The organism is Myroides sp. LJL116 (assembly GCF_054871685.1).
Window position 1 is genome coordinate 149677 of the sequence record NZ_JBTXLR010000001.1, and the last position, 19021, is coordinate 168697.

Sequence of the window (19021 nt, forward strand, 5' to 3'; positions counted from 1 at the left end):
TCGTTTACTTATGGCAATAGGGGGGTGGGAACATCATCATGTCCATCATCATCATCATTGCCATCATATTTGTGTTAGTAAAAAGTTTCATGTTATTTATGTATATAAGTTTATTTAAAAAAGGTAAAAAAAAAAAGCCCCTGCGTTTGCAGAGGCTTTCGTTATAATATGTGTGCTATTAAGATTATACATACAACGACCTCTGCGCAGAATTGCGCATCATCATCATTGCCATCATATTTGTTAATCTTAGTGTCATCTTTATCTTTTTTATTTCTCCTAATTGGATATGGCAAATATGAGAAATTATTTTCATTTAAAACAAACTTTTTATGAAAAAATTAATAATTTAAATAAAAATCTTTTGTAATTGCCTTGTATTCAGGGGTGTAGTTGTGTCTTTCTATTTCTAGAATTAACTCATCTAAAGGGATTTGTTCTATTCTTTTACGAGAAAACGCTAGAAGACTTCTCTTAATAGGAGCATCTTTATGGCCTTTTACTCGAGTTACTTGGAAAGGGTAGATGTCAAACTCTGCTGCGAGGCGGATTATTACATCTTCTTCTTTGTAAGGTATAATTATACTAAATACTCCTGTAGGAGACAAAAAATACTCTACTGCTTCAATTAATAAGTCGAAAGGTAGAGAACTTTGGAATCTAGCCTTGTCCCTTGTCTTGTCATTAGTTAGATAATCTTCGCTATAAAATGGGGGATTTGAAATAATTAGATCATATTCCATATCCATTTCATGAGCAAAGGCTTCTAAATCGGCGTGATAGCAAAATAGACGATCTCCCCATGGGCTATCTTCAAAATTTTCAACAGCTTGTTCATGAGCTAATTCATCGATTTCAACTGCGTCGATTTGCTCTGCATCACTACGTTGTGCCATCATTAAAGAAAGCAGTCCAGTTCCTGCACCAATATCTAATATAGTCTGAGGGTTGTTCACAAGTGGTGTCCAAGCACCAAGAAGGACACCATCGGTACCTACTTTCATGGCGCATTTGTCTTGCTTAACACGGAATTGTTTGAACTCAAACATAAATATTATAATAGATTTAGTTATCTAAATAGATATCTAATAACCCATCTGGGGTTTTAAGATATAATTTTTTGTTTTCTCTATCTATCTTTTCGATAAATGGATCAATCATAGGAACTAATATTTCTGTACCATCTTTATCAATAACAAATAAGACTTGGCTTGAACTATCATTAATATGGTCAAGTAGACCAATATATCCATGATTAACATCTTCTACTTCAAATCCAATAATTTCATGGTAGTAGAATTTGTTACCTTCTAATTTAGGTAACATACTTAAAGGTAGGTATAATTCAGTACCTATTATACTTTCGGCTTGTTCTTCGGAAGTAAAATCCTCAAATTTAATTCTTAGGAAATCATTTTTATGCAAAAAAGCGCTTTCTATAAAAAAAGGAACCAGTTGTCCGTCTAAATCAACGAGAACTGATTCCAAATTTTGATATAACTCAGGTTCGTCAGTGTCCAAATAGGCCAATACCTCCCCTTTAAAGCTGAATTTTTTTGCGATTTTGCCTAAATAGAAACAATCTTTTTTAGTCATATCGCTAGAAAATTATGCTTGAGTTTCTTCATTAGCTTCTTCAGCAGCAGGAGCTTCAACAGCAGCTTTTGCCTCAGCAATAGCAGCAGCACGTTTCTCGCTTACAACTTTCTCAGCAGCTAATCTTTTAGCTTTTTCAGCAGCTTTAGAAGAAGATAAACCTTCTTTTGCAGCGTTTACTTTGTTAGCTTTTTCTTCTAACCATGCAGTGAACTTAGCGTCAGCTTGGTCTTGTGTAAGAGCTCCTTTGTTAACTCCACCTTGTAAGTGGTGTTTTAATAAAGCTCCTTGGTTAGAAAGAACTGTTTTAGCAGTATCTGTTGGTTGAGCACCATTGAATAACCATTTAACAGCTGAATCAACATCTAATTCAATTGTTGCAGGGTTAGTGTTAGGATTGTAAGTTCCGATTTTTTCTAAGAATTTACCATCTCTTTTAGCTCTTGCATCAGCAGCTACTACCCAGTAAAAAGGTTTTCCTTTTTTACCGTGTCTTTGTAATCTAATTTTTACAGACATAATATTTATTTATTTAGAGGTACCCGACCTCTGGTTAAAAATTTGACGCAAAGTTAAAGGTTTTTTTCTTTAGAAAGTTTAAAAACAAGAAAATTATTTTTCTTTTAAGTCTTTGTTTAACAATTAAATAGAGCTTAAATTCTTGTGCTTATCCACTAGAGATGGATATATGCGGTTGTTTTTGTAGTAATGTAGGAGGAGAATTGGTTTTTTTAATTCGTTAAAATTATATTAACTTAATTTTTTTTACATCGTTTAAATACTATAATTTTGTTTTTGGTGTTATATATATTATAATCGGTAAGTATGAAGAAGATTTTAGGTTTATTGGCAATTGGTTTTATGATATTCTCTTGTGCTAATGAAGTGGAAACTAGTGATCCTGGTTTACAAGCTTTAACCAATAATGAAGAGTATCAAGGCGCTTTCAAGTATGAAAATTGGCGTCCAGATTTTATCTATGCTACATTAGCTAATGAAAAAATTCTCCAATTAAGAGGGGAGACTGATACTACTAGATTTACAATGAGGGTTCCTTATTTTGTAGATCAACAGGAAGATAATGTTATAATATTGGGACCTGTAGTAAGTGAAAAGGTAAACGAATCTGGACTTATTGATAGTAAAGATTTAAAGCCAAGTAATGATGATGCAGCTTACGGTATTTATACTCTAAGAGATAAGTTTGATAGAAGTGTTATTGGGCGTTATACTACTGATTCTTCTGATGGAACCAATAATTATGGAAGAGTAATTATTTATAGCGCTGCTAAACAAACACCTGGGACAATCAGTGGAGAGTTTCATGTGAATTTAGATTTAGATCCAACAAGCCTTGGTCCAAATGCTACAGAGAAACAAAAAGAGCGTTTTCAAAAGTTAGCTAAGAAGAAAGAATTTACTAAAGGATACTTCTTTAAAGTGCCTTTGGTTGCAGCAGAGTAGTTGATTTGACTAAAATGAAATAGATTAGTTATTTTTAGTTATTAAATAAGTATTTTTTTAAAAAGGTAGGATACAATTTACTAAGAGGTAGATTGTATCCTGCCTTTTTTACTTTAAAGGCTAGTTATTACAGCTTAATAGCGGATGTTTATTCCTATTAAATTTTTTAAAATATCGGGTGTTTAGTTTATTTTAAGCAAACCTTGGTTTTTTATACAGTGTCTTTTTTATACCTTTGTGTTAACTTATTTAAGGCCGTTTTGGTCATAATTTTCTTATAATCAGGTATGTATTTAATTTTTGATACGGAAACCACTGGGCTTCCAAAAAGTTGGTCTGCTCCAATTACAGATACAGATAATTGGCCTCGTTGTGTACAAATTGCTTGGCAATTGCATGACGAAATGGGGAATCTAGTAGAACATCAGGATTACCTTATCAAGCCAGAAGGTTATGATATACCTTATGATGCTGAGAGAATTCATGGGATCTCTACTGATTTAGCCCTAGAGCAAGGTGTAGAGCTAAAACAAGTTTTAGACAAGTTTAATATTGCTCTATCAAAGGCTAAGTTTATTGTAGGGCAAAATTTAGGTTTTGATGTCAATATTATGGGCTGTGAATTTCATCGTTTACAGACTCCAAGCAATATGGCAAATATGCCAGTTTTAGATACTTGTACTGAAACTACTGCAGAATTACTTAAACTTCCTGGTGGAAGGGGAGGTAGGTTTAAGTTACCTACTCTAACGGAACTTCACCAGTACTTATTTGGAGTTGCATTTGGGGAGGCTCACAATGCAACTGCTGACGTTGAGGCTACCACAAGATGTTTTTTAGAACTATTAAGAAAAGGAGTATTTACTGCCGAGCAACTGCAAAGCGATACTTCTTATATTAAGGAATTTGCTCGTGTTAACCCTCAGCCTTTTACTCCAATTGGTTTAAAGCATATTAACTTAAAGAAGGCTTCTTTAGAAATTGCTAAGAAATTAGCTAAAAAGCAAGGCAACGTTCAAGTTGAAATAAGCCAAGAGGATAAAGAACGTTTTGAAAAGGCACGATTCGCACATTTACATACACATACGCAATTCTCTATTTTACAAAGTACCATTGCCATAGGTAAATTAGTCAATAAAACAGCTGAATTAAATCTATCTGCGGTAGCTATGACCGATCATGGTAATATGATGGGGTCTTTCCTATTTGTAAAAGCAGTGAGTGATTATAATAAATCTCTCTCAGGTACAAATGCTGCTCGTTTAGAAGAAGGACTTGATCCTATTGAGCCATTGACTCCTATTGTGGGATGTGAATTTTTTGTATGTGAGGATCATTTAGATAAGAAAAAGAAAGATAATGGTTACCAAGTTGTTCTACTAGCTAAAAATAAAAATGGCTATCATAATTTAGCCAAAATGGCATCTATAGCCTATACAGAAGGATTTTATTACGTTCCAAGAATTGATAAAAAAATTATCTCTGAGTATAAGCAAGATGTTATGGTGCTTAGTGGAAACTTATATGGAGAGATACCAGGTAAAATACTAAATATTGGGGAGCGCCAAGCTGAAGAGGCTCTACTATGGTGGAAAGAGGAATTTGGTGATGATTTTTATATGGAGATTATGCGACATAATCAAGAAGATGAAAATCGCGTAAATCAGATTCTAGTACCTATGGCTAGAAGAAATAATGTAAAGCTTATTGCTACCAATAATGCTTATTATTTAGATAAAAAGGACGCAAATGCCCATGATATTCTATTATGTGTTAAAGATGGGGAAAAGCAATCTACCCCTATAGGACATGGTAGAGGATATAGATATGGACTTCCAAATCAAGAATATTATTACAAAGGGGAACAAGAGATGAAAGAACTCTTTGAGGATTTACCCGATGCTATTTATAATATTCAGGAAATTGTAGATAAGGTTGAACCCTTTGTTTTACATAGAGATGTTCTTCTTCCTAAATTTGATATTCCAGAAGAGTTTCAAGATCCCAATGACCTTTTAGGTGATGGGACTGGAAAAAATGGTGAGAACAATTATTTAAGACACCTTACTTACGTAGGTGCTGAAAGACGATATACTGAGGTAACAGAGGAGATTAAAGAACGACTAGATTTTGAGCTAGAGACAATTGAAAGAACCGGATATCCAGGTTATTTCTTAATTGTACAAGACTTTATTGCAGCTGCTCGTGAAATGGGAGTTTCTGTTGGACCAGGACGTGGTTCTGCTGCAGGGTCAGCTGTAGCATACTGTTTAGGTATTACTAACTTAGATCCTATTGCCTACGATTTGCTTTTTGAGCGTTTCTTAAATCCTGATCGTGTATCCATGCCCGATATTGATATTGACTTTGATGACGAGGGAAGAAGTAAGGTAATGGATTATGTAATTAATAAATATGGTTCTAGCCAAGTAGCTCAGATTATTACTTATGGTAAGATGGCCACCAAGAGTGCTATTAGGGATACAGCAAGGGTACTAGATTTACCTCTTTTTGAAGCAGACCGCATTGCTAAATTAATTCCTGCTATGATGCCTTCGAAGTGGAATTTACAGCGTTTTCTAAGTGAAGATGAATCAGCTATTAAGGCAGTGCTACGCCAAGAAGATTTTGATAAGATAAAGGAATTAATCCAGCTAGCGAACGATAATTCTTTAGCTAGTGAAACCATTCAACAAGCAAAGATATTAGAGGGATCTATGCGTAATACTGGTATTCATGCCTGTGGAGTAATTATTACACCGGATGATATTACTAAGTTCGTACCTGTTACCCTAGCAAAGGATTCTGATTTATATGTAACTCAATTTGATAACTCTGTTGCAGAGAGTGCAGGGTTATTAAAGATGGACTTCTTAGGGCTTAAAACCCTTACTCTTATTAAAGACACTATTAAGTTAGTGAAGTATCGTACAGGTATTGAAATTGATCCAGATCAAATACCAATTGATGATAAAAAGACCTATGAGTTATTCCAAAGAGGAGAGACTATTGGAGTATTCCAATATGAATCTCCAGGGATGCAAAAACATATGCGTGATTTAAAACCAACGGTGTTTGGGGATTTAATTGCGATGAATGCTTTATATCGACCTGGGCCAATTGAGTATATTCCCTCATTTATTAATCGTAAAAATGGTAATGAGCCTATTGTTTATGATTTAGATGCCTGTGAGGAATATTTACAAGAGACCTATGGTATTACAGTCTATCAAGAGCAGGTGATGTTACTTTCTCAAAAATTGGCAGACTTTACAAAAGGTGAGGCCGATGTTTTGCGTAAAGCCATGGGTAAAAAGCAAAAAGATGTCTTGGATAAAATGAAGCCAAGGTTCTTAGCTCAGGCTTCTAGTAAAGGCCATGATACGGTTGTTTTAGAGAAAATATGGAAGGACTGGGAAGCTTTTGCATCTTATGCCTTTAATAAATCTCACTCTACTTGTTATGCATGGATTGCTTATCAGACTGCTTATCTAAAAGCACATTATCCTGCAGAATATATGGCTGCCGTATTATCTAATAATATGAATGATATTAAACAAGTAACCTTTTTCATGGAAGAATGTAAAAGAATGGGGTTACATGTTTTGGGACCAGATGTGAATGAATCCTTCTATAAGTTTACTGTAAATGAGGATTATGCTATTCGATTTGGTATGGGAGCCATCAAAGGTGTAGGTCAAGGTGCAGTACATACTATTGTAGAGAATAGAAAAGATGGTAATTATAAATCTATTTTTGATCTAGCTAAGCGTATTGACTTACGTGCGGCAAATAAAAAAGCATTTGAGAATCTTGCTTTAGCTGGAGGATTTGATTGTTTTGAAGATAGCCATAGAGCACAATACTTTTATTGTGAAGTGCCAGATGGTCCTGCTTTTTTTGAAAAAGCAATTCGTTTTGGGGCAAAGAGTCAAGAGAATGAGAACTCTTCTCAATTTAGTTTGTTTGGAAATACAGAGGAAGTTGCCATACCAGAACCTGTTCTTCCAATGTGTGATGAATGGTCAACAATGGAAAAACTAGCCAAAGAAAAAGAGGTAGTAGGTATTTATATTTCAGGACATCCTTTAGATGACTTCAAGTTTGAGATGAAGTATTTTTGTAATGTCTCTGTAGAACAAATGGCCAATTTGGTGCCTTTAACAGGTAGAGCAGTCACTTTTGCAGGAATGATTAGTGATGTACAGTTTAGAACATCTGCAAAAGGAAAAGATTGGGCTATGTTTACCATTGAGGGGTATGATGAAGGTTTTGAGTTTAGAATGTTTAATGAGGAGTTTTTAAAATTCAGGCATTTCTTACTTCAAAATACTTTTGTTCATATTAAGGTGATGGTAAAAGAAGGATGGATCAAAAAGGAAACTGGTGAGAGAAGTGAACCAAGATTACAGTTCTTAGAAATGCGTTTATTACATGAGGTTATTCCTAATTTTTCTAAAAACCTCCAAATTAAGATGAATGTTAAGGAAATCGATCCGGATATAATCTCTGAACTTAAGCAAGTTTTAGACAAGCATCAAGGGGATAAAACTGTAGGCTTTGAAATTGTTGAAATTGAAAAAGTGATGGTTCCTGTAGAGAATAGTATACCATTTAATGCTTTGGACCAAGAAGAAGAGCAAGAGGAAGCTTCTTTGGAAGATATGGAAGTGAACTTTAGTCCAATGGTGAAAGAGGAGCTTAAAGTAATAAATAGGATAGAACTATCCAGTCGAAATGCAAGAGTGAATATTACTTCAGAATTACTTGAAGAATTAGAGTCTTTACAAGTGAATTTTGGAGTGAATTAATTTTATACAACCTATTATAGATAAAATTAAATTAAAGTAAACAAGAAAGTTTAAATTATTTATTAGATTTGTCTATATAACTAAAAATATATTAAAGATGGCATTAGAAATAACAGATGCTACTTTTGAGGAAGTAGTATTAAAATCAGAGAAGCCAGTAGTGGTGGACTTCTGGGCAGTATGGTGTGGACCTTGTAAAATGCTAGGACCAGTTATCGAAGAATTGAGCGTAGAATACCAAGATAAAGCAATTGTAGGAAAAGTTGACGTTGACGCTAACCAAGAATTTGCAGCTAAATTTGGAATTCGTAATATCCCTACAGTTTTAATTTTCCAGAATGGAGAAGTAGTAGGTCGTCAAGTAGGAGTTGCTCCAAAGCAAACTTATGCTGATGCAATCGATGCTTTATTATAGTAAATAAGGACACTTTTTGTAGTCTTTGCTAAAAAAGCATTAAAAAACTTAGAAGAGTTAGCTCTTGATATAGAAAAAAATCTCCGTTTTGCGGAGATTTTTTTGTTTGTTATTCTTTCTAAAGACTGATTCTTGTTCACTTGGTAAAAAAAAGTTTATTTTTTTTCACTCTCTATATTGTTGAGTTTCAATACGGTTTAAAAAAAAGTAAAAAAACTTTAAAATTTTTTCACTCTAGGATTTGCAAGTGATGAAAATGGTTGTATATTTGCACCGCATTACAGCAATAACGACGAAGGTTTGGTAGTTCAGTTGGTTAGAATACATGCCTGTCACGCATGGGGTCGCGGGTTCGAGTCCCGTCCAGACCGCACAAGAGAGATAGGCATCTCTATAGTAATGTAGAGATGCTTGTTAATCTAAATTTTTGAGAAAGCATTAATGAAAATTAAAGTTTGAATTCTTAAAAAAAGGTTTATCTTTGTCAAGAGTAATGATTTTTGGTTAATACTGGTTTGGTAGTTCAGTTGGTTAGAATACATGCCTGTCACGCATGGGGTCGCGGGTTCGAGTCCCGTCCAGACCGCCAGTAAAAAGGAAGCCTCTCACAAGTTGAGAGGCTTTTTTTGCCCTGTAATTTCCACGTGAAATACAGTGAAGATATTTAAAAGTAGTTGTGTTGTTAAGTGCCTAAAAGCACTATGGTTTAGTAGTTAGACCAATGAAAAGCTTTCCTAGTGCGGGAGAGCTTTTTTAAAGCACAAAATTTGGTTTGGTAGTTCAGTTGGTTAGAATACATGCCTGTCACGCATGGGGTCGCGGGTTCGAGTCCCGTCCAGACCGCCAAAGAAGAATACTTCCTTTTAAGGGAGTTGTTTTTCGACCTTATTCAATAGAATAGGTATACAATTTAGTTGTGTTGTTAAAGTGCTTAAAAGCACTTGGTTTAGTAGTTAAACCAATGAAAAGCTTTCCTAGTGCAGGAGGGCTTTTATTTATCTGGTTTGGTAGTTCAGTTGGTTAGAATACATGCCTGTCACGCATGGGGTCGCGGGTTCGAGTCCCGTCCAGACCGCCAGAGGAAATAATATTTCCAATTTAAAATAGAAAGCTATTTTAAAATAAAAACTAGTTGTGTTGTTAAAGTGCCTAAAAGCACTATGGTTTAGTAGTTAGACCAATGAAAAGCTTTCCTAGTGCGGGAGAGCTTTTACTTATCTGGTTTGGTAGTTCAGTTGGTTAGAATACATGCCTGTCACGCATGGGGTCGCGGGTTCGAGTCCCGTCCAGACCGCCAGGAAACACAAGATCTTTAAAGACCTTACAATTTTGTAAGGTCTTTTTTGTTTTATATAACTTGAGATAAGTCGTAAATAACGAAAACTCTAAAGTTAGATGTGGTTTTTATAGGTCTATATTGGGTAAAATTGAAAATTATTATACCTTTAACAGCATCTATGTTTACTACTATAGAGAGGTAGTTCCCTACTAGTTTAAACAATTTTAAAGGATCTAAAATCGAAAAGCTTACAATGAGAAAATCTTTAGTATTTATATTAGTTACGTTTATAAGTGGTGTTTTAAGCGTAGGGTGTTCAAGTGAAACGCCTACTGCAGTAGATCGTCCAGATGTTGAAATTCTAAAATATGACGTAATCAGTAGAGATTCCGCCTATGTGCAGTATACTGTCAAGGCTTTAGAACTTATTTCTCATGGGATTAAATATTCTACAGAGAGTAATCTTATAGACCAAGGGGAGTTAGTTACTTCTAAGGATGGTAAAGTAACACTAGATAATTTAATGTACAATACTACCTATTATGTTCAGGCATTTGGGACTAATGTATTAGGTACATCTAAAAGTGATGTGATCAGCTTTCAAACTGATGGACCAAAAGAATATATGGATTTCGATAATTTGGCTGAATTAAAGAAATACATGAGTAAATATACTAATGCTGAACCAGAGGTATCCTACCTAACTATAGGAGGAGACTTACTTTTAGAGGATTATATGTTCTTAGGTGAATTAGGTGATGAGTCAGGAAGATTTCCTTCTTTAAAAGGACTAGTATTAACCCAGGTAGACTCTATTATTAGTGATGCATTTAATTCTGATTTAAATAAAGCGGCTACTTGGCTAGAAAGTATTTCTGCTCCGAATGCGGTTTCTATTGGAGATCAAGCTTTTTTAAACTGTTCGTTGTTAAGTGATATATATTTTCCAAGTGTTACTTTAATAAAGACCCAAGGCTTGTATAATATAGGTACTACGGACTTTACTAAAGAGCAGTTACCTTCTGTTGTTGAATGGGAAGATAATGTGGTAGATGCCACCAAAGTAAATAGTATTGTTTTACCTTCTTTAAAAGAAGTAGCAAATAATTTACGAAACACACCAAAGATCCGTTATGTGGAAATAGGTTTAGAGGAAATACCTTCTAAAATGATGGTTTTTAGTGAAGGTATTACCGAATTTGGAGAACGCTCTTTTTTAAATGCTACCTCTATTGGTGATTTAGCTTTTGCCTTTTGTTCCAATCTAAAACGCGCTACCTTCCCAAAGGTAAATACTATAGGATCTGTGGCTTTTAGTTTCTCTAATCAACTTATTCAATTGCGCTTCGATTCAGATATTGAACAGGTTGCACCCGATGCCTTTGATGAATTTAATACCCAAGAGTGTATTTTATTATTAACGGAGAATACTGCTGCCCAAGCTCAAGGTCAAGTTTGGCAAGGAAAGACTTGGAAGGCAATTATTACCTTATAGCTTTACCCCCTTGTTTTAAATCGTATTTAAAGAATAAAGTGTTTTCTAAAGGAGTTAGATAATAAGGTTTAGTTGGCTTGAAACCTAGGCTTAAATAGAGTTGTACTGCGGCATCTAAGGTGTCTAAAGTATCTAAATACATATGGTCATAGCCTTTATTTTTAGCAAATTCTATTAACTCTAAGCATAAGAGCTTGCCTATTTTATACCCTCTATAATTGGGTTTTACAAATAACCTTTTCATTTCACAATCGTTTTGATTTAAAGGTCTTAATGCTATACATCCTACAGGCACATCCTGTAAAAAAGCAATGTATAATGCGCCATTTGGATTTTGGTATTCTCCAGGTAGATTATCGAATTCTTGGCTGTAATTTTGAAAGTCTAAGTCTATTTGTAAACTGTTAGTATATTGGGTAAATAGTTCCTTTATTTGCTGTAAGTGCCCATAAGCGGGTAATATGCGTATTGCTGACATAATTTTTAATTTAAGATATAAAAAAAATCAATCTATACATATAGATTGATTTTTTTATTTTAAAGACAGTAGTTGAATTTTTTTATTGTGTTACCTCTAGATCTTTCAGGGTGAAATAAGCAGGTGTATTCATACCAAATTGGCCTGTATCTGAACTTTGTAAGTAGAAAACTAAATAAGAAGCATTTTGTAATTCTCTTAAATCTACTTTTTCCCATTCTTGAACAAAAGTTGAATTATTGTCTAGGAAGTTAGCAAGGTAAAATTCCACTGGGTTTTCATTAATCACCTTTTTATCATGGTCTAAACCGTGAATCATTAATTTGAAGTAATCTCCTTTTTCAAATTTCTTAGCAAATTGGTCTCCTTCTTTCATTGTGAAATAAGCATAAGGAGAGTTGGTTACCCATACACTTTGAGGTGTAGTAATAACATCTTGACTATTTTTTAATTCTATATAAGAATAGATCTGATCTAAATCAATTTGTGTTCCTTTGGTAATACCATCAGGGTATGCTTGAGAGTTTGCTACTAAGAATCTATCCTCAGTAGATCCCATAGTACCATACATTTTCTGCTCATGAAAACTTCCAATGTGGTTTGCCTTATCCTTACTATTAGAGATAGTGAAACCTCTCCAGAATGTTCCCCATTCTGAAGCAGTCACATAATGACTCATTTCAAAAATAGAAGTAGAGAAGAAAACCTTCTCATCCGGGTTTTCAGTTGGTTCTAAAGTGTTTTCCCAAATAAAACCTCCTTCTACTTCTTTATCTAATAAGAAAGACTCTAAAGAAAGGTTGTAGGTTTGCTTGTCATCTGTAATAGTATTGTCGTCCTTAGAACAACTAGTAAAAGTAAAGCTGGTTAATAATAAAGCTAAAAAAGCTAAAAAAGAAGTGTTTCTAATTTTCATATTTTATAGTTGAAATGTTTATTTGTTCTAAATGTAAGTCTACTGCTCCAGTAATTTCTGTTGAGGATTCTCCAAGAATACCTACTTGTTGATTTACTCCACTATATACACGTATAAAATCAATTGCTTTTAAGTGTACTTTATTACCATCTTTGTCAACAGCCCATGAAATGTCAATGGCAGATTTATCATGTGTATTTGGGTAATTATCTGCATATCCATAATCGTACATAGTATAACTCCAAGAGTTTTGAGTTTTATTGGCATTATCTGGAAGTAAGGTTCCTTCAAAAGTAATACTGCTGTGTTCTATCCATAAGGGATAATAACTCTGTTGATGGGAAGCATTTTTAGGTTTATAACCCTGATTTCCTTGGTTATCTGACCATTTTACATACTCTAAAACTTGACCTTTTGCAGCATCTAAGTCCGCTGTTGGTTTGTAATAGGTAATTTGATAGTTTTTAATAGTTTTAGCATTGTGGTACTCACTACCTGCAATCTCATACCACTCCTCTGGGTCTGGTTTACCATTTTTGTTTTTATCCTGTGCCACTAAAATAATTCCTGGTTCAGAGGCTCCTGTAGTTAGGATTTGGTTTTCTTGGGCAATAAAAGCATTACCTAAAACTCTAAAATCTGCTTGTCCTGGGACATTGACAATACTGTGGTCAAAACCAAACTCTATAAATCCACCAAATCCACCTAAGGATACTAAATCTGCTTTAGGTTTGCTTAATAGCTCTTGGGCTTTGTGTATCATCTCTACTTTAGTATCGCCTTGTGTATAGGCTGGGTATTTATTGACAAATTGTCCATAAGCTGGTTGAAAGTCAAAAACTCTGGTAATATGAGAAGCAAATCTTTTTTTCTCTTGTATTACCTCTACTTCAAATTCTTGCTCTACTTCTTGTTGGGAGTCACTCACGGTAACTCTTATAGTGTAAGTACCTAGTTCTAGAGAGATAAATTCTAAAAAAGGATCGTCTCCAAGAAAGATTTCCTTGTCAAGAGAGTTATATTTTGTTTGTGTCCAAACTACAGTAGGATTGGAAAATCTATCTAATTTTGGGTATACACCTAGCCATGTACTTCTATCTACTTTATAAGACTCTGCAAGTTGTAATGGACCAGTAACTATAGTTTCATCCTCATCAGCAATTAATTGATCATCATTACTACAAGACCAAATTCCCAATGAAAATACTGTAATCAGTAAAATTAAATGTGTTTTAAATTTCATCATTATTTAATATGTAAATCGATTGCTCCTGCAACCTCCGTTGATATTTCTCCTAACCATCCTGCTTCTTGGTTTATTCCTGTGTATACTCGGATGAAGTCTATACCTCTTAAGTTGGCAGGTTTTCCTTCTTTATCCACTGCCCAGTCAATATCAATATGACTTCTTTGATCAGTATTTGGTGCGTTATCTGCATAGCCATATTCATAGGAGATTTGTTCCCAAAATTCAGTCTCAGTTCCTACGCTTTTAGCATTGTCTGCTAAACGGGTTCCTGTGAATGTAATAGATTGTTGATCTACCCAAAGTGGATAGTAGCTTTGTGTGTGAAAAGAGTTTTTAGGTTTAAATCCTTGATTCCCTTGGTTATCTTCCCATTTAATGTACTCTTGGATATTTCCTGTAGCTTGGTCTAATTCTTTGGAAGGTTTATGGATGGTTATTTCATAATTGTGAATAGTGGAGCTTTTATTATACTGACTACCTGCTATTTCATACCATTCATCTGGGTCAGGTACTCCATTGCCATTTTTGTCCACTCCTACTAGGATGATCCCTGGTTCTGCACTTCCTACATATTCTCCTTGAGGATTCTTACCTGTAATAAAAGCATTACCTAAAATTTGGAAGTCTCTTTCGCCTGCAACATTTTCAATTGTATGATCAAACCCAAACTCTACGTATCCACCAAATCCTCCTAAAGAAATCATAGAACCATTTTCCTTAGCAATAGCCATTTCTACTTTCTTAATCATGGTTTGTTTGGTATCACCTGGCTCATATTTAGGCATCTCATTTACAAACTGTCCATAAGAGGGCATAAAGTCAAATACTTTAGTAATATGCCTTTTTAATTTTGTATTGTCTTGACTAACCTCTAAAGTTAGTTCTTGGGACACAATGTGGTTTTGGAATTTTACTATCCCTTCTATTTTATAAACAACAGGGGTGAAGCTAACAATATTAACTTCTTTAGTAGTAGCTATAATAGAATCCTTTACTATATCATCCTTCTCTACAACTTTCCATTGGTAAGTATATTCTTTATAATCTTGGATCTCTGCAGATAAGACAATACTTTTATTAGTTGTAGTCTTGTAATTGTTATCTAATCTAAAAGGATTATTTGTATTTTGTAGTTGTTCGAAATACTCGGCTGCACTTAAGTCAGGCGTCGAATTATCACTAGAGCAACTAGCTATAGCTAATGCCAAAAAGGACATTATAAAAGTGGAATAATTTTTTTTCATTTTTGTAGGTTATAGTGTTTTTATAAATGCAATATGTGCTGGAATATTACCCGCGGTTGTTCTCCATTGTAAAAATCCTTGAGGGGAATAACAATAGATATATCCCGTACCAACGTAATCTTGGGCATCTGTGATAAAGATTTCTTTAGTCTCTGGATTTACTGCGATTCCATAGGGAATAAGTATATTTTTCTGTGTTCCATCCTTAATAATTTGACTAGTAAGAAGTTCTTTGGTATTGGTATCTAAAATACCATAAGAAGGGGTTTGATTACCTGTAGCATACCTAAAAGGCGTAGATAAAAAGTATAATTTATTATCCAGGTAGGTCATATTGGTAACGGGGATATTTAAAGTTTGTTTCAGTATATCCTTTGTCGAATCTATGACATATAAATTGGGCTCGGTTCCATAGTAATCTCCCCTAGAGCTCACATAAATATCTTTATTATCATCTATTTGCATGCGATGTAAGTTTGGAGCTACTTCTATTTTCTTTATCTCTTTAAAAGAGGTAAGATCAATCACTGAGATGGTTGTATCATAATTAGGCACCCTATATCCTCCGGAATTAGCCACGTATAATTTATTATTTGTGATAACCATTTCTTCGGGTTGGTACCCCACAGTTACTCTTCTAGTAATAGATAAACTAATGGTATCTATTTCTGCTACAAAGCCAAGTTCTGCATTAGGATTAATTTCTACTTTACCAGCATAAGAGCTCACATAAACCTTTCCATTGTGGTAATTTAAATAACGACAGTTAGGTACGTGAATTTGAGCAATATGCTTACCGGTAGGTACGTCAAATACCTCTATGAAGTTAGATACATTTATGGTAGCATAAGCCTTGCTTCCGTAAATTTTAATATCATTTCCTACATCGCCTAGTTCTTTTGTTATTTCTGGATTCTTTTCAGAGAAGATATCTCTTATATAACTCCCAGATAGATAATCAAACTGATCAATCGAGGCTCTATTCATTCCCATATTACCTTCATTTAGAAGATAAAATCCACTAAATTGTGTAGTGTTTTGAGGAGGAGCAACTGCAGAATCATCCGAAAGGAAAATCATTTGCTCTTCTCTACACGAGATTACACAGGTTAGTAAAACTATAAAAAGGATTGTTTTTAAATGTCTCATAGGTTAAAGTTTACTGCTAAACGAAAGTTTCTACCTGGCATTGGAAAGTTAGTGACCACCTCGTAATATTGATTGGCTATGTTATTTGCCATAAGGGTAACTCTAAAGTTGTACTCTTTGTAGGTAAAGGATTTTTGTAAAGACATATCATGGGTATACCATGGCTGTACTTCATTTCGTTTAATATTGTTTTTATTGGCATTGTAGCGCTTTCCTACATAAATAAAGCTATAATTTAATAGGTATTCTTTATAAGATAAGCTAAGAACTGCTGAACCTGAGTTCCAAGGAGCATAAGGAATTTGATCTCCATAGTAGGAAGCCTTTCCTCCTGGAGTTAAGCTCTTGTCTTTAGCAATGGTATAAGCGTAGGTTAGATGTACATTTAGGTTTAGCTCTTTAGTTAGGGCAAGATCTGCTTGAACGAAAGATTCTAGACCATAAGACTCCACTTTACCTAAATTAGTCATCATCCATCTCATCATACTAGAAGTTGGAGTAGCAATGATTTTATCTGTTATATCCGCATAATATCCTTGTAAAGAAAAATGTATGTTTTTAAAAATAGGAGAATTAAAATCCTGGCTATAGGTTGCTCCTAGATTGATTTGTCTAGATAATTCCGGTTTTAAACTAGCTGTTCCGATTTGGGTGTAGTATAAATCATTAAAGGTGGGAAGACGATAGATATATTTATAAAATAAATGTATGTCTAAGGCTTTATGTTCAAAAGGTTTATAGTTTAAAAACAAAGAAGGTGCCCACATATTTCTATCTGGGGCTCTGTAATTATGCCTTACTTTTTCATGGGTGAAAGTCCCTAGTACATTAGCCTGGGCTTTTACTTTTCCTAAATCTAAAGAAGTAGCAACAGAGCTTAAAAAAGTAAAGCGCTCTGGGTAAGTGAATAATGTACCTTGGCCTTTTCTAGTAGCATTTAATTTATCATATTGAAAGTCTGTTGACACTGCAACTTCCCAAATCGGGGTTATTTTAAAAAGATGTGCCCCAGATACATAATAGTTTTGCTGATAAAAGGTATTGTCAAACTGCGGATTATAGGTCACTTCATCTCCTTCAAAGTCTACCGTTTTTCTTGATAGGTAATTAGTGAAATCATAGGCATATTTGGCTTTTAGTTTAAAGGAATAAAAATCACTAATAAACCTTGTCCAGTGTCCTTGAACCATTATGTTCTTATCTTTTTGGTTCTCGTTTATATTCTCGGTAGCTATAGTGTGGTCACTTTTTTTAATGATAGCTCCAGGTAGTCCTCTACTAGATTGGTAATAATATAAATTCGCGCTCCATTGATTATTTTGATCCTTCCCAAACCAATTGTTTTCAATTCTATAAGCACTAATAGCGCTATTTAACCTAGTTCCTGTAGTATCATAGGCTACGCTACCATCAATATTTAGTCTTTTTTGTCTGAATTTGTATCTTCCATTGGAATGAATGTATTCTGTAGATATGCTTGTGGAAACCTTATCACTCACTTTGTAATCCACCACCAAGGAAGGATTGTTAAGTTGAATTGTCCCGGTTTTATAGCCCGCGTTTATATTTATTTTTTTATTTTGTTTAAAAGTAGGCTTTTTGGATTCTATATATACCACAGAGGCAGAGGCAAATTCTCTTGCAGATTGAAAAATAGCACTTCTTTGACCATTGTATAATTGTATTTTCTCTACATTTTCCAAGGAGAACTTACCAAGGTCTACAATGCCATTTTGTGCATTTTCAATAGCTGCACCATTATAGAAAACACCTACATGATGAGTTCCCATATTTCGCACGTCTATGGTCTTAAGGCCTCCCATTCCCCCATAATCCTTAATAGTGGCTCCTGAGAAATAACGCAGAGCATCTGCTACATTAAGTGTGTTTAGTTTTTGTAAGTTTTCTCCTGTTAAAGTTTGTACTGGAATAATTTCTTTGAAAGGGTCTTTAGAAATTACAATCTCTTTTAAAGTTGTAATAGAATCTAAGGAGTTTTGCCCATGGAATTTGTTACTTAGAAATAGTAAACAAAGGGTAAGTATTAAGGTTAAATAATTGTATTTCATTGTGCGTTTTTTGGCTGTACCTATTTTGGAATACTACGCAACAATTTAACCTAATTACAATAAGGCCAAGTAGCGTTTTGTTTTATACCCGAAAACATGGAACGATTTTATTGGCCGGTATTCTGACTTGCTTCTCAAAAGAACATCCTTCCCATTTAACACAGTGGATAATCAAGGTTCTTTTAATTATGAAGCTTACAGCAGCGGGTCTGTCTAGGATTTTCACCTAATTCCCGTTTAATTACAAATTGTAAACCATTTTAATATTGGCAAATATATGTGCAAAAATTTTGATAAAAAAATATATTATATCGATTGTCTGTTGAAATATTAAGAACGTTAGTTTTATTATGCTATAAATTTCGAATAATATAAAAGAAAGGACTTTGCTTATCTTTACTTTTACAGGCTTGTGGGTTTAAATTCTCACTCCAACTTGGATATAAACGAACACCCATTTTGCCTTTAGAAGTAGGATGGGATATTATTTGTAAAGTAGCTAGGTCTTGTTTTGTGAAGATAAACACGCCTTTGTTATGATCTTCTTCCACATAGATTACCATATGAGTAAAATCATCCTCTATAGAGAAAGGAGTGTTTTGGTTCGAAGGGTCTTTCTTCCATATAGCAACAAAAGCTCCTGTTTTTTTCGGTGTTATTTTAGCTGTACGATAGATTATTCTATGATTATTAATTTCTAGTTCACAGCTATCATACTCATTTTTATAGGGGCTATCTATTCGGTTTTCGATTAGACACTCACTAGGAATATTTAAAACGGATTTAAAGGTATTAATAGCATAATTTATCATAGGGTTTTGTGTTAATTTTCAAAAAGGAGTTGTTACTTTGTGCG

14 protein-coding genes, 5 tRNA genes and 1 riboswitch are annotated in these 19021 nt (G+C 34.2%); of the genes, 9 read left to right on the forward strand and 10 right to left on the reverse strand.

Annotation, left to right across the window (positions count from 1 at the left end):
* Positions 1 to 341: 341 nt before the first annotated feature.
* From ACYSNM_RS00710 to ACYSNM_RS00720, 3 genes are read right to left on the reverse strand one after another with little or no spacing between them, the layout of a single operon-like run.
* Positions 342 to 1049, reverse strand: coding sequence for a tRNA1(Val) (adenine(37)-N6)-methyltransferase (locus ACYSNM_RS00710; protein WP_461755210.1), 708 nt, complete (start codon positions 1047 to 1049; stop codon positions 342 to 344).
* 16 nt (positions 1050 to 1065) lie between these two features.
* Positions 1066 to 1596, reverse strand: a complete 531-nt coding sequence (rimM, locus tag ACYSNM_RS00715) for a ribosome maturation factor RimM (RefSeq protein WP_461755211.1) — start codon at positions 1594 to 1596, stop codon at positions 1066 to 1068.
* Positions 1597 to 1608: 12 nt separating this feature from the next.
* Positions 1609 to 2115, reverse strand: a complete 507-nt coding sequence (locus tag ACYSNM_RS00720) for a 30S ribosomal protein S16 (RefSeq protein WP_461752685.1) — start codon at positions 2113 to 2115, stop codon at positions 1609 to 1611.
* A gap of 306 nt (positions 2116 to 2421) precedes the next feature.
* Between ACYSNM_RS00720 and ACYSNM_RS00725 the strand changes: the two genes are divergently transcribed.
* The 9 genes from ACYSNM_RS00725 to ACYSNM_RS00765 all read left to right on the forward strand — a co-directional run bounded on the left by ACYSNM_RS00725 (position 2422) and on the right by ACYSNM_RS00765 (position 11060).
* Positions 2422 to 3060, forward strand: coding sequence for a hypothetical protein (locus ACYSNM_RS00725; protein ID WP_461752684.1), 639 nt, complete (start codon positions 2422 to 2424; stop codon positions 3058 to 3060).
* A gap of 287 nt (positions 3061 to 3347) precedes the next feature.
* Positions 3348 to 7871, forward strand: coding sequence for a DNA polymerase III subunit alpha (gene dnaE / locus ACYSNM_RS00730; protein WP_461755212.1), 4524 nt, complete (start codon positions 3348 to 3350; stop codon positions 7869 to 7871).
* Positions 7872 to 7968: 97 nt separating this feature from the next.
* On the forward strand, positions 7969 to 8286 hold the full coding sequence (gene trxA, locus ACYSNM_RS00735) for a thioredoxin (RefSeq protein ID WP_461752682.1): 318 nt from the start codon (positions 7969 to 7971) through the stop codon (positions 8284 to 8286).
* A gap of 297 nt (positions 8287 to 8583) precedes the next feature.
* Positions 8584 to 8657, forward strand: a tRNA-Asp gene (locus ACYSNM_RS00740).
* A gap of 141 nt (positions 8658 to 8798) precedes the next feature.
* Positions 8799 to 8875 (forward strand) — tRNA-Asp (locus tag ACYSNM_RS00745).
* Positions 8876 to 9055: 180 nt separating this feature from the next.
* Positions 9056 to 9132, forward strand: a tRNA-Asp gene (locus ACYSNM_RS00750).
* Positions 9133 to 9287: 155 nt separating this feature from the next.
* A tRNA-Asp gene (locus ACYSNM_RS00755) sits at positions 9288 to 9364 on the forward strand.
* 142 nt (positions 9365 to 9506) lie between these two features.
* Positions 9507 to 9583 (forward strand) — tRNA-Asp (locus ACYSNM_RS00760).
* Positions 9584 to 9818: 235 nt separating this feature from the next.
* Positions 9819 to 11060, forward strand: coding sequence for a leucine-rich repeat protein (locus tag ACYSNM_RS00765; protein ID WP_461755213.1), 1242 nt, complete (start codon positions 9819 to 9821; stop codon positions 11058 to 11060).
* Here the strand turns inward: ACYSNM_RS00765 and ACYSNM_RS00770 are convergent.
* The 7 genes from ACYSNM_RS00770 to ACYSNM_RS00800 form a co-directional block, all read right to left on the reverse strand.
* Positions 11050 to 11538, reverse strand: coding sequence for a GNAT family N-acetyltransferase (locus ACYSNM_RS00770; protein ID WP_461755214.1), 489 nt, complete (start codon positions 11536 to 11538; stop codon positions 11050 to 11052). The two genes, ACYSNM_RS00765 and ACYSNM_RS00770, sit on opposite strands and share 11 nt — an antisense overlap.
* Before the next feature lie 82 nt (positions 11539 to 11620).
* Entirely contained in the window at positions 11621 to 12454 is an 834-nt protein-coding gene (locus ACYSNM_RS00775) for a DUF4465 domain-containing protein (RefSeq protein ID WP_461755215.1), read from the reverse strand.
* Complete coding sequence (locus ACYSNM_RS00780) at positions 12444 to 13700, reverse strand: cell surface protein (protein ID WP_461755216.1); 1257 nt, start codon at positions 13698 to 13700, stop codon at positions 12444 to 12446. The genes ACYSNM_RS00775 and ACYSNM_RS00780 overlap by 11 nt, the downstream gene beginning before the upstream one ends.
* Positions 13700 to 14947 (reverse strand): cell surface protein, encoded by a 1248-nt coding sequence (locus tag ACYSNM_RS00785; RefSeq protein WP_461755217.1) that lies wholly within the window; start codon positions 14945 to 14947, stop codon positions 13700 to 13702. The genes ACYSNM_RS00780 and ACYSNM_RS00785 overlap by 1 nt, the downstream gene beginning before the upstream one ends.
* A 9-nt stretch (positions 14948 to 14956) precedes the next feature.
* A complete protein-coding gene (locus tag ACYSNM_RS00790) occupies positions 14957 to 16096 on the reverse strand; it encodes a YncE family protein (protein ID WP_461755218.1) in 1140 nt (379 codons plus the stop codon).
* Positions 16093 to 18165, reverse strand: coding sequence for a TonB-dependent receptor (locus ACYSNM_RS00795; RefSeq protein ID WP_461755219.1), 2073 nt, complete (start codon positions 18163 to 18165; stop codon positions 16093 to 16095). Before ACYSNM_RS00795 ends, ACYSNM_RS00790 begins: the two co-directional genes overlap by 4 nt.
* Positions 18166 to 18260: 95 nt before the next feature.
* Positions 18261 to 18440, reverse strand: a riboswitch (cobalamin riboswitch).
* A 78-nt stretch (positions 18441 to 18518) separates the two neighbouring features.
* Positions 18519 to 18977, reverse strand: a complete 459-nt coding sequence (locus tag ACYSNM_RS00800) for a MepB family protein (RefSeq protein WP_461755220.1) — start codon at positions 18975 to 18977, stop codon at positions 18519 to 18521.
* Positions 18978 to 19021 lie beyond the last annotated feature (44 nt).

Bases quoted from the DNA above. Each gene is read 5' to 3' on its own strand.
- ACYSNM_RS00710 (WP_461755210.1), bottom strand. From the start codon at position 1,049: ATGTTTGAGTTCAAACAATTCCGTGTTAAGCAAGACAAATGCGCCATG.
- ACYSNM_RS00780 (WP_461755216.1), bottom strand. From the start codon at position 13,700: ATGATGAAATTTAAAACACATTTAATTTTACTGATTACAGTATTTTCA.
- ACYSNM_RS00765 (WP_461755213.1), top strand. From the start codon at position 9,819: ATGAGAAAATCTTTAGTATTTATATTAGTTACGTTTATAAGTGGTGTT.
- ACYSNM_RS00800 (WP_461755220.1), bottom strand. From the start codon at position 18,977: ATGATAAATTATGCTATTAATACCTTTAAATCCGTTTTAAATATTCCT.
- ACYSNM_RS00725 (WP_461752684.1), top strand. From the start codon at position 2,422: ATGAAGAAGATTTTAGGTTTATTGGCAATTGGTTTTATGATATTCTCT.
- trxA (WP_461752682.1), top strand. From the start codon at position 7,969: ATGGCATTAGAAATAACAGATGCTACTTTTGAGGAAGTAGTATTAAAA.
- dnaE (WP_461755212.1), top strand. From the start codon at position 3,348: ATGTATTTAATTTTTGATACGGAAACCACTGGGCTTCCAAAAAGTTGG.
- ACYSNM_RS00785 (WP_461755217.1), bottom strand. From the start codon at position 14,947: ATGAAAAAAAATTATTCCACTTTTATAATGTCCTTTTTGGCATTAGCT.
- ACYSNM_RS00790 (WP_461755218.1), bottom strand. From the start codon at position 16,096: ATGAGACATTTAAAAACAATCCTTTTTATAGTTTTACTAACCTGTGTA.
- ACYSNM_RS00720 (WP_461752685.1), bottom strand. From the start codon at position 2,115: ATGTCTGTAAAAATTAGATTACAAAGACACGGTAAAAAAGGAAAACCT.
- rimM (WP_461755211.1), bottom strand. From the start codon at position 1,596: ATGACTAAAAAAGATTGTTTCTATTTAGGCAAAATCGCAAAAAAATTC.
- ACYSNM_RS00770 (WP_461755214.1), bottom strand. From the start codon at position 11,538: ATGTCAGCAATACGCATATTACCCGCTTATGGGCACTTACAGCAAATA.
- ACYSNM_RS00795 (WP_461755219.1), bottom strand. From the start codon at position 18,165: ATGAAATACAATTATTTAACCTTAATACTTACCCTTTGTTTACTATTT.
- ACYSNM_RS00775 (WP_461755215.1), bottom strand. From the start codon at position 12,454: ATGAAAATTAGAAACACTTCTTTTTTAGCTTTTTTAGCTTTATTATTA.